Source organism: Streptomyces sp. DG1A-41, from assembly GCF_037055355.1.
GTDB lineage: Bacteria > Actinomycetota > Actinomycetes > Streptomycetales > Streptomycetaceae > Streptomyces.
The window spans coordinates 4659526-4672714 of record NZ_CP146350.1; the positions used below are offsets into that span (position 1 = coordinate 4659526).

Sequence of the window (13189 nt, forward strand, 5' to 3'; positions counted from 1 at the left end):
CTCTATTCGCGCACGCGGGGATTCGCACTAGCCGAATTCGCCCCTGGAATTCACTCGTCGAATTCCTTGCTCACATCACACTCGAACCAAACGGTTTTGCCGGGCCGGTCGGGCAGGGGAGTCCAGCCCCACCGGTCCGTGACGGCGTCGACGATCAGTACGCCGCGTCCGTCCTCGGCGAGTTCGTCCACAGCTGTGGACAGCGGTGGTCGCGGGCACGTGTCCGTGACCTCCACCCGCACCCCACGCCCGTCCGTCCGCCGCGTCATCAGCACCGCGGCGCGCCGGTCGGGCGTGTGGCGTACGACGTTGGCGACCAGCTCGGTGAGGGCGAGGCAGGCCGGGTCGCACAGTTCGGCCATCTCCCAGGCGGTGAGATGGACCCGGAGGATGCGGCGCAGATGCCGGGCGGAGTGCTCACCCAGGGTGAAGCCGGTGCCATACCTGGTGCCAAGTCCGCTGCCTTCGTGGGCAGTTGCGTGATTCATGACACCAGCGTGAAGTCATGTGGTTACTCTCGGCTACAGACCGAAATGAACGCCGCGCCGCGTTCGGACCTGGGGGTGACCGCTTCATGCCCAACATCCGCCGACTCGACCCCACCGCCTCGCCGCTGGACTACTTCGGCTCGGAGCTCCGCCGCTACCGTGAGAGTGCAGGGCTGTCCCAGAAGGAACTGGGGGACTGCATCTTCTGCACGGGCTCGCTGGTAGGCCAGATCGAGACCGCGCACAAGGTCCCGACCAGGGAGTTCGCGGAGCGGGCGGATGCGGCGCTGATGACGGACGGTTGTTTCTCGCGGTTGGTGGGGTTGGTTCTGCGGAGCCAACTCCCGGCCTGGTTTCAGGCCTATGCGGAGATGGAGGCGAAGGCGACCTACATCTCCACGTACCAGGCTCAGTTGGTGTACGGGCTGCTTCAGACACCGGAGTACGCGCGGGCGGTGCTGGCAACCGGCATGCCGGACAACCTCGACGACATGGTGGCGGCTCGCATGGAACGCCAGCGCATCCTGCAGGGCGAGCAGCCGCCGCTGACGCTCGTGGTGCTGGACGAGGCAGCGCTGCACCGCCCGATCGGCAGCCGCGAGATCATGCACAACCAACTCGCGCACCTGTTGAGTTTCCGGGACCAGCGCTGGGTGAACATCCAGGTGCTGCCCTTCGGTGCCGGTGAACACGCCAGCCTCGTCGGGTCGTTCAACGCGCTCCGCTTCGACGACGACCCTGAGATCGTGTACACGGAGGACATGATCTCTGGCCACATGACGGCCAACCCCGACACTGTCAGGGAAGCCGCCCGCCGTTACGCTTCCTTGCAGGCCGCTGCCCTCTCAGTGAGGGACTCGGCGGCACTGATTGCGCGTGTGATGGAGGAGCGCTATGGGGAGCAGCCAGAACCTGACCAACGCGCGGTGGCGTAAGTCGTCGTACAGCGGCAACACCGGCGGTGATTGCGTGGAGGTCGTCGACCTCGGTCTTCCCGGCGTCGCCGTGCGCGACTCCAAGAAGCCCGAGGTCGGGATTCTCACCGTCTCTCCGGAGGCCTATGCCGCCTTCGTGATGTACGTCAGCGCGTGAAGACGAAGTACTTCCACGCGCCGTACGTCGTGGTGTTGACGTTGTCGCCCGACGTCGGGTCGATGTAGGACGAGCGGATCCGGAAGCGCGGACCGACCGGCGGCGTGCCGTCGAGCGTGGTCGCGTCCTTGCCGTAGCGGTCGAGGGCGAAGTACTCCGTGGCCGTGGTGCGCCACGCGCCGTCGGAGTAACGCTGGACTTGGAGCTGGTACTTGCGGCCCGGGTACATCGACATCGTCGTGTTGTGGACCGGGTCCTTGGACTGGCGGAAGTAGAAGTACTTCTGGTTCCAGGCGGTCGCCGACTTGTAGTAGCCGCTCAGGGACGTCGAGATCTTGACCCTGGTGTAGACCGAGTTGGTGACCGTCTTCGGGGCGTAGCGCGTGTCGCCCGTGAACTTCGCGCTGACCTTCGTGTCACGGGTCAGGTGGATCGTCGCCGCGAGGTCGCCGGCCGAGTTGACCGTGCCCTTCTTCACCAGCGTGTTCGGCTTGTCGGAGCCGTACGGGTCGGCCCAGATCTCGACCGTGCGGTTCTTGTACGTCGTGCCGAGGTGCGCGGTGAAGGTGATGTCACGGCCGTAGTCGTACACCTTGCCGTTGTTGGTCAGCGTCAGCGTGGTCGCCGTCTTCGCCACGGTCGTCGATGCCGAGGCCGTGGCGCCCGCGTGGTCGGCGTCGCCCGCGTACGTGACCGTGTACGTCACCTTGCCGCCGGCGGGCGGCGTGTCCGTGAAGGAGTACGAGCCGTCCGCGGCGACCGTCGCCGTGCCGAGCGGCTTGCCGGACGGGGACTCGTCGTCGGTGCGGGTGACGGAGACGGTGGTGCCCGCCGGGAACGCGGCCGAGGAGGTCAGCGACCCGGTGAGGGTGAGGGACTTGGCGCGGGTGGCCGTGGCGGGGGCGTTCGCCGTGAGGGTGGTGGACGTCTTGGTCGGGGCGTCGAGGATCCGCAGCGAGTAGACGTTGCTGTCGTTCTCCGAGATCGCGAACAGCTTGGTCTCGTCGGGTGCCCAGGCCAGGCCCGCCGGGGCCAGGGTGTCGGCGCCGCTGCTGGTGCCGGTGTTGGGGAAGTCGTACTGCTTCAGCGGCGTCGAGGTGCCCGGCTTGAAGACGTGGACGTCCGGGTCGTACCAGGAGAAGGTGCCCGCCGCGACGTCGCCGTTCGGGGCGATGTCCACCGCGTTCGGGTAGGTGTTGGTGACGTACTTGCCGTCCGCGGACAGGTCCGTGAGCTTGTACACCGCCTGGTAGTACGGGGCGCCGCTGGCCGTGACGACGTCCTTGCCGTCCGGCGTGACCGCGAGGTCCTGGAGGTTGCCGCCGCCGGTGTTGCCCGGGTCGAAGGCGTACGCCGTACGGCTCGCCGTGCCGGAGGAGACGTCGTACACGGCGAGTTCGACCGGGCTCTGGCCCGGCGCGCCCGCGACGAGCGTGCCCGGGGCGCCCGCGGAGGCGTCCAGGATCGGGGCCTCGTAGAAGGTGCGGCTGGTGTCCTGCCCCAGGGTGAGGCCCGGGTCGGCGGCGTTCGGGTCGAGCGAGCCGATGTTGCCGTCGCCGGAAGCGCCGTAGCTGAACCACAGCTTGCCGCCGGCCAGGGCGACGTATGCCGGGCCGGCGCCCTGGCCCGTGGACCAGCGGCGGGTCTCGGTCGCCGTGGCCGTGTCGATCGCGACGACCGCGGTAGCGTCGTGCACGGCCGCGTACAGGGTGCCCGAGTCGGGCGACAGCTCCAGGCCGTGGACGCCGGGCAGCGAGCCGACGGTGCCGACGACCGTGCCGGCGTAGTTCGTGACGACGACCTGGCCGGCCGTCGGGTCGCTGATGAACACCCGCTGGTGGACCCCGTCGACGACGATGTCGCCGGTCGACTTCAGGGGCAGGGTCGTACTGGAGTCGGCCACCGCCGACCCGGCGCCGGTCGCGACGAGCGCGACCGAGCTGAAGAGGACCGCGAGCGCTGTGGCGGTAGGCAGAGTGCGTCTGCGCACGATGTTTTCGAACCCCCCGGAACGAAAGACGTGAGGGCCGGACGCGGCGGACTGGGCGCGCGTGCGGCTGTAGTGATCGAAGGTTAGGGGGTCGCACTGACAGCCGGGTGAACCGGTGTGTAAGAGGTGGGTGAGAGCACGTCGGAAGGTGCCGGGGCCGCTATCCGTCACAGCCGGCCCGGACGGTGACCGGTTCTCCTGCGTGGATGATCGAGCCGAGCATGGCGTGGGCGGCTTGGAGCTGTTCGATGGAGCGGCCCAGGCGCTCGCGTTCGTCCTTGAGGTCCTGGGCCATTTCCTCGCAGGTCGGCGCCAGGATGGCTCCCTCGTCGACCATGCAGGGCAGCACCTCCCGGATCAGGTCGGTGTTCAGCCCGGCCGCGAGCAGGATCCGGACGCGGCGCACGGTGGCCACATCGGACTCGTCGAACTCGCGGTAGCCGCTGACTCGCCGCTGCGGTCGCAGCAGCCCTTGCTGCTCGTAGTACCGCAGGCTCCTGGTGCTGACGCCGGTACGCCTCGACAGCTCGCCGATGAACATGTGACTCCCGGCACAAGAGTTTGACTCTGACATGGATGTCAAGGTTTAGCTTAGCCGCCATGACGACGACTCACAGCACCCAGGAATCTCGCACCATCGATCCGAAGGCCCTGGCGGGTAAGAAGGCCGTGGTCACCGGCGGCACCATCGGCATGGGCCGGGCCATCGCCCAGGCCTTAACCGACCGCGGCGCCGAAGTCCTCTACACCGGGCGCAATGACCAGCGCCTCGCCGAGGCCCAGGCGGCACTCGACACCCCGCTGGCCCACCCGGTGCGCTCCGACGCCACTGACGCCACTGCCATCGCCGCCCTCGGCGATCAGGTCGCCGACCGCCTCGGCCGCATCGACTACCTGTTCGTCAACCAGGGCATCGCCGAGTTCCAGACGCTCGAAGAGGTCACCGAGGAATCGTGGGACCGCATCTTCGACGTGAACGCCAAGGGCGCCTTCTTCACCGTCCAGCGGCTGGCACCGCTGATGTCCGAGGGCGGCTCGATCGTGTTCACCACCGTCTCCAACGGCCAGATCTTCCCCGGTCTCAGCGCCTACTCCGGGGCGAAGGAGGCCGTTGCCGCCTTCGCCAAGGTGCTCGCCGCCGAGCTTCTCCCCCGCAAGATCCGCGTCAACTCGATCGCCCCCGGGTTCATCCTCACCCCCACCATGGGCGTCGCCGAACTGACCGACGAGCAGCGCGCCGAGTTCGTCGAACAGGGCAACGCCTCCACCCCGATGGGCCGAGGAGGCACCGTGGAGGAGATCGCCGCCGCCGCGCTGTACCTGGCCGTCGAGGCCACCTTCACCACCGGCGTGGAACTCCCCGTGGACGGCGGGTTCGGCCAGGGCCTCGGCGCATGACCGAACCCTAGGGCGACTTCCCGCCCCCCTCGACCTCCACCTGGACACCGCGCAGTTCGGGCGGATCCGACGCTCTCGCCGGCCCCGCGTTCGCCGCCAGCAGCAGGGTCGCGACGGCGACGACGGCTGCGGCGAAGCCTCTGGCGTACCGCTCGGCGGTGCGTGGGCGTTCGAGCACGGCGACCTCGCAACAGGGGCGGCGACTACGACAGCAGCGTGTTAAGCACGCTTAACTCTCGGTTTAACCTAGGGGCTGTCCGAGCCGAAGGGCAAGGGGGGCAGGGGGGAGTTGGCGTGGGGGAGCGCGACGATCCGGGGACCATCGGGCGCCGGGTGCAGCGGTTGCGGGTCGAACGCGGAATGACGCAACGGGAGTTGGCGGAACCCGCGTACACCCCCGCCTATGTCTCCACCCTGGAGTCGGGCCGGGTGCGGCCCTCCGACGACGCCCTGCGGCATCTCGCCGGGCGGCTGGGCGTCGCCTTCGACGAACTCGCCACCGGGCGTTCGGCGCGGCTCGTGACCGAGCTGCGGATGCGGCTGACCGAGGCCCAGCGCGTCTTCGCCGTCGGTGAGGCCGAGGCGGCGGCGGAGCAGTACGCCGGGTTACTCGTCGAGGCCGAGACGCAGGGGCTGGCCGGGGAACAGGCCGCCGCGCTGCTCGGGCTCGGCGAGTGCGCCCTGGAGACGGGCGAGCTCGTGGCGGGCCGGCAGTACTTCGAGCGGGCCGAGGCCTGTCTCGCCGACGCGCCGCTGCCCGTCCGGGTCCCGGCGCTGCGCGGGCGGGCCGTCGCGCATTACCTCGCCGGGGAACTCCGGTACGCCGTGTACCTGCTGGAGGCCACCCTCGATGAGCTGAACCGCGGCGGCCTGCACGACCCGGACGCCCTGCTGCTGCTCTACGCCAGTGCCATCGGGCCGTACATGGACATGGGCGCGCACGCCCGCGCCGCCCAGGCCGCCGAGTTCGCCCTGGCGCTCGCCCCGCAGTCCGGCGACCCGGCCCTGGTCGCGCGCATGCACCGGTCGGTCGCCAGGACCCTGGTCGCCGAGGGACGTCTCGCCGAGGCCGACGCCTCGCTGGCCAAGGCGGCCGAGCTGTACCGGGGCCTGAAGATCCGCACCGAACTCGCCAACTGCCACTGGATGCGCGGCTACGTCTACGCCCAGGACGGGCAACTGGAGCGCGCGGAGGACGAGTTGCGGGAGGCGCTCGGCATGCTGTCGGCCAAGCGCGCCGCCCTCTACAGCAGCCAGGTCGCCGTCGAGCTGGCCGACGTGCTCCACCGGCGCGGCAAGTCCGACGAGGCGGCGGCCCTGCTGCACGGGGTCCTCGACGACCTGTCCCCCGAGCGCGGCGCCGTCCACTCCGCCGCCGCGCACCGGCTCCTCGGCATCATCGCCGAGGACGCCCGCCGCACCGAGGACGCCGAGGAGCACTACGTCCGCGCCCTGAGCCTGCTGGAGCGGGCGGGCGCGGCCGGCGACCTGGCCGACCTGTGCCGCCTGCTGGGGGACCTGCTGCGGCGCACGGGCCGGGTGGAGGCGGCCCTGGACGCCTACCGGACCGGTCTCGGCCACCGTACGGCTCCCGGCACGACGACCCTCGGGCCCGCGCCCGCACAGCCTCCTCTGTGAGGAGACAGGGGCGTCGGACAGTCGCGCGGGTTAGCCTCCTCTCCAAGATGTGAACGACCGGGGCGGGGCACGTGGAGAACCAACGGACGGTGGCCGACGGGCTGCGGACAGGCCTGCGCGCCCTCGTGTACGCCGTGCTCGGCGGCGGCGCTCTGATCACCATCGTGACCGTCGTGTCGGTGCTCGGGCCGATGCTGGCGCTCGATCTCTACACCCCGCCGGTCGCGGCCTGGTGGACCGTGTTCACCGCGATCACCGTCCAGGGCGTGCCCTTCCTGCTGCTGGGCACGGTCGTGTCGGCGGCGATCGGCGCGTTCGTGCCCGAGCGGGTGTTCCAGCGGTTGCTGCCCCGCCGTACGGCGCTCGCCGTGCCGGTCGCGGGCGCGGCGGGGGTCGTCCTGCCCGGCTGCGAGTGCGCGTCCGTGCCGGTGGCGGGCAGCCTCATGCGGCGGGGTGTCGCCCCCGCGGCCGCGCTCGCCTTCCTGCTGTCCGCGCCCGCGATCAACCCCGTCGTCCTGGTGGCGACCTCCGTCGCCTTCCCGGGCCAGCCGGAGATGGTCCTCGGCCGGCTGGTCGCCTCGCTCGCCACGGCCGTGGTGATGGGGTGGCTGTGGGCGCGGTTCGGGCGGGAGGAGTGGCTGAGGCCGCCGAAGCGGAGCGCGGCGCACGTCCCGCGTGGTCCGCGTGCTTTCGTCGCCGGGCTCCAGCACGACTTCCTGCACGCGGGCGGGTTCCTGGTGGTCGGTGCGGCGGCCGCGGCGACGTTCGCCATCGTCGTACCGCGGTCGTTGCTGGAGGTGTTCACCGGGTCGGCCTGGCTGTCGGTGCTGCTCCTGGCCCTGCTGGCGGTGGTGTTGTGCGTGTGCAGTGAGGCCGACGCGTTCGTGGCGGCGTCACTGAGCGGCTTCTCGCCCACCGCGCGCCTGGCGTTCATGGTGGTCGGGCCGATGGTCGACCTCAAGCTGATCGCGCTCCAGACGGGCACGTTCGGCAGGTCCTTCGCGCTGCGGTTCTCCTCCGCGACCTGGCTGGTGGCCGTCGCGAGCAGCGTCCTGGTGGGGTGGTGGCTGCTGTGAGGCACTACGGACCGGCCGTACTGCTCGCCCTCGTCGGCGCGGCGATCCTGCGGGTGTCGCTCTTCAGCGACCTGTATCTGCGGTATGTGCAGGCCGGGTTGCGGCCGTATCTGGTGGTGTCGGGGGTAGTGCTGGTGCTGCTCGCGGGGGTGGTGGGGGTGCTGGTGCGGTCGGCGGGGGAGCAGGAGGGCCCTCACCGGGAGGGCCCTCACTCCCACGCCGACCACGCCCATGGCCCCGCCGGTCCCCGTGTCGCCTGGTTCCTCACCCTCCCCGCCCTGGCCCTGATGCTGTTCCCGCCGCCCGCCCTCGGCTCCTACAGCGCGGAGCGCGAGACCGCCCAGCGCGCGGCCCGGGGCATCGGCACCTTCCCGGCGCTGCCGGCCGGGAACCCGCTCGACCTCACCCTCGGGGAGTTCGGCTCCCGGGCGGTCTACGACAGCGGCGGTTCCCTGAAGGGACGCACGGTCCGCCTCACCGGCTTCGTCACCCGCGACGCCGACGGCACCTGGTACGTCACCCGCCTCCTCGTCTCCTGCTGCGCCGCCGACGCGACCGCCGCCAAGGCCGAGGTGCGCGGCGCCGACGCCCCGCCCGTCGACACCTGGGTCACGGTCACCGGCACCTGGCACCCGGAGGGCGAACTGGGCTCGGCAGCCGCCTGGCCGCCGGTCCTCGACGCCACCTCGGTCCGGCAGGTACGGCAGCCGGACAACCCGTACGAGAAGCGCTGAGGGGCACGCCGCGGCGACGGCCCGGCGTACGGGTTTCGCCCCACCCGCGACGGGTAGTCGGGGCACGATTCCGGGAGGGCTCGGGGCACGATTCCGAGAGGGCTCGTAGGCCGCCGCACCGGCCGGTCCGGGCGGGCGGCGCGTACCGGCCCACTCCGTGTCCAGCGGGGCCGGCCCGGAAGAGCGTCGATGTGAAGGCCGGTGATCGAAGGAGGCGGTGGTCGTGCGGCCCAGGGACGATCCCCGAGGCGCTCCCGGCGACGACCCCGGTCCCCGCCACGCCGGGGGCGGTGACCTGGACCTGGACGGGATCCGGGCCGCCGATGTGATCGCCAGGGGTGTGCGCGGGGCCGAGCCCGGAGAGGTCCCGGGCCGGCTGTGCGAGGTTGCGGTCGAGCTGCTGCCGGTGGTCGGCGCGAGCGTGTCGCTGCGCAGCGAGGGTATGCCCGTCCAGCTGAGCGCCAGCAGCGCGCATGCCGCGCGCCTGGCGCAGATTCAGGCGACGCTGGGCGACGGTCCCTGCCAGAGCGCGCTGAAGGACGGGGCGCCCGTGCTCGCCTGCGACCTGACGACCGGCCGTGACGCGGGTCGCTGGCCGGTCTTCGCCCAGCAGGCGACGGAGGCCGGGGTACGGGCGGTGTACGCGGTGCCGCTGGGCACCGACGCGGTGTGCGTGGGCACCCTCGACCTGTACCGCGACAGCCCCGGCGGGCTCACCGACCGCCAGCTGCACGTGGCCCGGCTCGTGGCCGGTGTCATGACGGTGGCCCTGATGGCCCTGCCCCGCGAGACCGAGGTTGAACCGAGGGACGAGGAACCCTGGCTGAGCGGGCTGGCCGCGGACCACGACGAGGTCTACCAGGCCGTCGGCATGATCATGGCCCAGCTCGGCGTCGGCGCCGACGACGCACTCGCCCGCCTGCGCGCAGACGCCTTCGCCCGCGGCTGCACGGCCCTCGACGCGGCCCGCGAGGTGATCGCCCACCGCAGGCGTTTCGACCGGTACTGAGACCTGGCCGGTGGCTTGGGGGGTGGGGCGAGGCCCGGCGGTGGCCGTGGGGGTGGTGGTGAGATCGGTGGGGGCGGTGGTGTCCCCACTGGACCCGTGGGGTGGTGTTGACCGGTGGGTGGCGTGGAGGAGTGGGGCGAGGCCCGGCTGGCTGTCTGGGGGCGGTGATCAGGTCGGTGGGGGCGTGGGGGCGAGACCCGGTTGGTGGCATGGGTACTGGTGGTCCGATCGGTGGCGTGGGCCTGGCAGCGGCGTCGAGACCGGCTGGCGGCGTGGAAGCAGTGGAGAGACCCGGCTGGCGCCGTGGGGGTGGTGGCGAGACCGGCCTGTGGCGGGGGCGAGGTCCGCCGGTGGCGCGGGAGTGGTGGGGAGGGCCGGTCGGCGTGGCGGAGCGGTGGGGAGGCTCGGTCGGCGCGGCGGAGTGGTGGTGAGGTCCGCCGGTGGCGCGGGAGTGGTGGGGAGGACCGGTCGGCGTGGCGGAGCGGTGGGGAGGCTCGGTCGGCGCGGCGGAGTGGTGGTGAGGTCCGCCGGTGGCGCGGGAGTGGTGGGGAGGACCGGTCGGCGTGGCGGAGCGGTGGGGAGGCTCGGTCGGCGCGGCGGAGCGGCGGCGGGGCTCGGTCGGTCTGGCGGTGGGCCGGTCGGGGTGGTGGAGCTGTATGGGGTTCGGGAGCCGGTCGGTGTTCGTCAGATCTGGGCTCGGCCCTGCTTCCGGATTTCCGACAGGCGTTGCGCGCCGAGTTCGGCGGTCTGCTGGGTGACCTCCTCGTACACCTCGTCGAGGCCGGCGTTGGTGAGTGTGATCGTCTCCTCCCCGACCCGCACGGCCGCGAGGTCCACCGTGAGGTACGTCAGTTCCCCGTCCTCCGTCTCGCCGGCCAGCGTGACCCGCAGGGCCTGCCGGGCGTCTCCCACCGGCGGCAGCGGCATGTCGCTGACCTGGACGGCCTGGATGCCGCCGCGCGTGGTCGCGGCCGTGAACTCGCCGCACTTCCCCGGCAGCGACTTCAGCCAGGCCAGGGTGCGGTCGACGTCCGCCGGCGGGTGGGCGGCGATGTGGTAGCGCAACTGGGCGCCGGTGTCGGCGTCGTCGAACGCGGCCGTCGCCTGCGGGCCGGCCGGGGTGCCGAAGAGTTCCTCCGTGTAGAGGGCGTCGAGCAGCCGCTGGCAGTCAGGGTCCTCCGTGGTCGCCTTGAGCAGCCCGTCCCGCCAGGTCCTGGCACCCCGCGTCGGTTCCCACGGCTCCCCCAGATCGGCCCCGGTGATCAGTGCCGCCTGGGCCTGGGCCTCGGTGAGGCCGGCCCCGGAGCTCGCGGGCCGTTCGCCGGCGGGTGACGCGCCGGTGGGGGTGGCGGAGGCGGAGAACCACCGCGGCCGCGGTTCGTCCTGGACGGAACACGCGGCCGTGGCCAGCAGGGCGGTCACGGACAGCGCGGAGGCGAGGAGGGCGCGGGCGCCTGGGCCGCGTCGGCCGGCCGGAGGGTGGGGCATCGGAGGGTCTCCTGCGGGGAGTTCATGGAGGTGCCTCATGACGGGGCGGGCTCTCCAAGATCGGGCACGTGCTCTTACGGCACCACCGCGACGGTCGGCACACCAGTGCGACGGGCTGTTCGGGTGAGGGAGGCGTACGCGCTGCGCGCCCCCGCGAAAAAATGCCTCCCGCCAAAAGTGCGCCCCCGTTGAAAAAAGCCGTCGCCCCGCAGGCCGCCCCCCTGTTACGGTCACGCCCATGAAGCGCGCCCAGCCGTTCCCGTCTCTCACGACGACGCCGGAGAGTGTCCCGGCGCGCTGACAGCTGACGCAGATGTCCGAAGCCCCGGGGCGAGCGCCCCGGGGCTTCGTCGCGGTGGGGTACCGCCCGGCTCGAGCGAAGCCGAGAGCTGGGGAGCTCGCCCCAGACCCGAGGAGCCCACCATGCACGACCACCGACGGCTCGGCCGCGAGCTGAACCTCTTCGACACCGACCCGCTGATGGGCGCGGGGCTGCCGTACTGGCTGCCCGACGGCGCGATCGTGCGGCACACCCTGGAGGAGTACGTCCGCGAGGCGGAACAGCGGGCCGGCTACCGGCACGTGTACTCGCCCGCCCTCGGCAAACGCGAGCTGTACGAGATCTCCGGGCACTGGGACCACTACAGCGAGGACATGTTCCCGCCGATGGACCTCGGCTCGGAACAGGTCCTGCTGCGCCCGAGCCTGTGCCCCCACCACGCCCTGATCTACCGCTCCCGCTCCCACAGCTACCGCGAACTGCCCTTCCGTATGGCCGAGTTGGGGGGCATGTACCGCTCGGAGCTGTCCGGCGTCCTCGGCGGCCTGACCCGGGTGCGGGCCATCACCCTCAACGACGCGCACATCTTCTGCACCCTGGAGCAGGCCGTCGAGGAGGCGCGCGGCGCGCTGGAGCTGATCGGCCGCGCCTACGCGGACCTGGGCATCCGCGCGACCCGCCACCGTCTCTCCCTCCCCGGCGAGGGCGGCAAGTACGTCGCGGACCCGGACCTGTGGCGGCGGGCCACCGCCCTGCTGCGCGAAGTCCTGGACGGCTCCGGCATCCCCTACGAGGCCGCCGAGGGCGAGGCGGCCTTCTACGGCCCGAAGATCGACGTGCAGATCGTCGACCCCGCCGGGCGGGAGGCCACCCTGTCCACCGTCCAGATCGACTTCCACCAGCCCGAACGCTTCGACCTGCACTACATCGGCGCCGACGGGGCGAAGCACCGCCCGGTCATGGTGCACCGCAGCATCATCGGCAGCGTGGAGCGCGCGGTCGCCCACCTCGTCGAGGCCCACGGCGGAGCCTTCCCGCCCTGGCTGGCCCCGGTGCAGCTGGTGATCCTGCCGGTGGGGGACGAGCAGAGCGAGGACGCCCACGCCCTGGCCCGCCGCGCCCACGACCTCGGCCTGCGCGCCGAGGTCGCCGGCCCGAGCACGGCACCCTCGCCGCCCGTGTCCGCCAGGCCCGGCTGGTCCCGTACCAGGCGGTGATCGGCGAGCGGGAGGCCGCCGCCGGGCTCGTGGCACTCCGGGTGCGCGACGGCCGCCGCCCGGACCCCCTCCCCGCCGCCGAGCTGCTGCGCCGTATCGGGGACCGGGTAGCGGCTCGCGCCACCGATCTGTGGGCACCGGCAGCTGTCTGAGCAGGCTCAGAACGCCCAACGCGTGTGGCTGAAGACGCCGTTGTCGCGGCCGAAGCCGTACGCCGTCGCCGGTGCCACCGCGAACACCACATCGTCCCCGCTGCGGAACGCGTCCCCCATGCCGTGGAAGGTGCCCTCGGGGGAGGTGATGTGCGGCCCGTACTTCGTCTCGAACGCCGTGATCACCTCCTCCAGCAGCGCCGGGTCGGCAACCGGCTCCGCCGTGCCCTCGACCACGAGGTCGAGCCCCTGGGCGAGCGAGTTCGCGCCGGTGGTCAGCGCACAGTGCGCGTCGTGCGCGAGGTTCTTCGCCTTCTGCTCCTCCCTGCCGGTGGAGAAGTACAGCGCTCCGTCGTGCCAGGCGGCGATGCAGGGCGTGACGTGCAGTCTGCCGTCGGGCCGCACCGTGGACACCCAGAAGATCTCGGCGGCCTCCAGATGCCGCTGGGCCTCAATCCAGTCGACGGCGGTGACGTTCGAGGCACCCGGGCGCGGATTGAGCGCGGAACTGTAACGGGCGTCGAGCTCGGTCGTGGGCTGCTTCGCGGGTCCTGGTGCGGGCATGGCGGATCTCCTTCGTCGGCTCTCTCCGATAACGACCGGCGGCCCGCACCGGAATCATCGCCA

At 71.9% G+C, this 13189-nt stretch carries 13 protein-coding genes and 1 pseudogene; 8 read left to right on the forward strand and 6 right to left on the reverse strand.

Features of this window, described 5'->3' with window-relative positions; all coding sequences use genetic code 11:
* Nucleotides 1-50: 50 nt before the first annotated feature.
* A complete protein-coding gene (locus V8690_RS21755; RefSeq protein ID WP_338781269.1) occupies nt 51-488 on the reverse strand; it encodes an ATP-binding protein in 438 nt (145 codons plus the stop codon).
* Nucleotides 489-574: 86 nt separating this feature from the next.
* On the opposite strand from V8690_RS21755, the gene V8690_RS21760 reads away from it, so the two are divergent.
* The gene (locus tag V8690_RS21760) at nt 575-1423 is read left to right on the forward strand and encodes a helix-turn-helix transcriptional regulator (protein ID WP_338781271.1); all 849 of its coding nucleotides are present in this window, start codon (nt 575-577) and stop codon (nt 1421-1423) included.
* The gene (locus V8690_RS21765) at nt 1383-1580 is read left to right on the forward strand and encodes a DUF397 domain-containing protein (RefSeq protein WP_338781273.1); all 198 of its coding nucleotides are present in this window, start codon (nt 1383-1385) and stop codon (nt 1578-1580) included. The genes V8690_RS21760 and V8690_RS21765 overlap by 41 nt, the downstream gene beginning before the upstream one ends.
* Here the strand turns inward: V8690_RS21765 and V8690_RS21770 are convergent.
* The gene (locus V8690_RS21770; protein ID WP_338781274.1) at nt 1570-3570 is read right to left on the reverse strand and encodes an Ig-like domain-containing protein; all 2001 of its coding nucleotides are present in this window, start codon (nt 3568-3570) and stop codon (nt 1570-1572) included. The two genes, V8690_RS21765 and V8690_RS21770, sit on opposite strands and share 11 nt — an antisense overlap.
* A gap of 160 nt (nt 3571-3730) precedes the next feature.
* Nucleotides 3731-4111 (reverse strand): MerR family transcriptional regulator, encoded by a 381-nt coding sequence (locus V8690_RS21775; RefSeq protein WP_338781275.1) that lies wholly within the window; start codon nt 4109-4111, stop codon nt 3731-3733.
* A gap of 59 nt (nt 4112-4170) precedes the next feature.
* Here V8690_RS21775 and V8690_RS21780 point away from each other — a divergent pair, with 59 nt between their 5' ends.
* On the forward strand, nt 4171-4968 hold the full coding sequence (locus V8690_RS21780; protein WP_338781277.1) for an SDR family oxidoreductase: 798 nt from the start codon (nt 4171-4173) through the stop codon (nt 4966-4968).
* Nucleotides 4969-4975: 7 nt separating this feature from the next.
* Here the strand turns inward: V8690_RS21780 and V8690_RS21785 are convergent, their stop codons facing one another.
* Complete coding sequence (locus V8690_RS21785; protein WP_338781279.1) at nt 4976-5146, reverse strand: hypothetical protein; 171 nt, start codon at nt 5144-5146, stop codon at nt 4976-4978.
* A 116-nt stretch (nt 5147-5262) separates the two neighbouring features.
* On the opposite strand from V8690_RS21785, the gene V8690_RS21790 reads away from it, so the two are divergent.
* The 4 genes from V8690_RS21790 to V8690_RS21805 all read left to right on the forward strand — a co-directional run bounded on the left by V8690_RS21790 (nt 5263) and on the right by V8690_RS21805 (nt 9425).
* A complete protein-coding gene (locus V8690_RS21790) occupies nt 5263-6606 on the forward strand; it encodes a tetratricopeptide repeat protein (RefSeq protein ID WP_338781281.1) in 1344 nt (447 codons plus the stop codon).
* A 71-nt stretch (nt 6607-6677) separates the two neighbouring features.
* Nucleotides 6678-7682 carry a permease gene (locus tag V8690_RS21795; protein WP_338781283.1) on the forward strand — a complete coding sequence of 335 codons (1005 nt, stop codon included), beginning with the start codon at nt 6678-6680 and terminating at the stop codon, nt 7680-7682.
* Nucleotides 7679-8416 carry a TIGR03943 family protein gene (locus tag V8690_RS21800; RefSeq protein ID WP_338785419.1) on the forward strand — a complete coding sequence of 246 codons (738 nt, stop codon included), beginning with the start codon at nt 7679-7681 and terminating at the stop codon, nt 8414-8416. Before V8690_RS21795 ends, V8690_RS21800 begins: the two co-directional genes overlap by 4 nt.
* A 217-nt stretch (nt 8417-8633) precedes the next feature.
* Nucleotides 8634-9425, forward strand: coding sequence for a GAF and ANTAR domain-containing protein (locus V8690_RS21805; RefSeq protein ID WP_338781285.1), 792 nt, complete (start codon nt 8634-8636; stop codon nt 9423-9425).
* A gap of 684 nt (nt 9426-10109) precedes the next feature.
* On the opposite strand, the gene V8690_RS21810 is transcribed toward V8690_RS21805, so the two are convergent.
* On the reverse strand, nt 10110-10913 hold the full coding sequence (locus tag V8690_RS21810; RefSeq protein WP_338781287.1) for a hypothetical protein: 804 nt from the start codon (nt 10911-10913) through the stop codon (nt 10110-10112).
* A gap of 423 nt (nt 10914-11336) precedes the next feature.
* Here V8690_RS21810 and thrS point away from each other — a divergent pair.
* A pseudogene (gene thrS / locus V8690_RS21815) lies at nt 11337-12562 on the forward strand (threonine--tRNA ligase).
* A gap of 6 nt (nt 12563-12568) precedes the next feature.
* On the opposite strand, the gene V8690_RS21820 reads toward thrS, so the two are convergent.
* Entirely contained in the window at nt 12569-13126 is a 558-nt protein-coding gene (locus tag V8690_RS21820; RefSeq protein WP_338781289.1) for a pyridoxamine 5'-phosphate oxidase family protein, read from the reverse strand.
* Between the last annotated feature and the right edge of the window lie 63 nt (nt 13127-13189).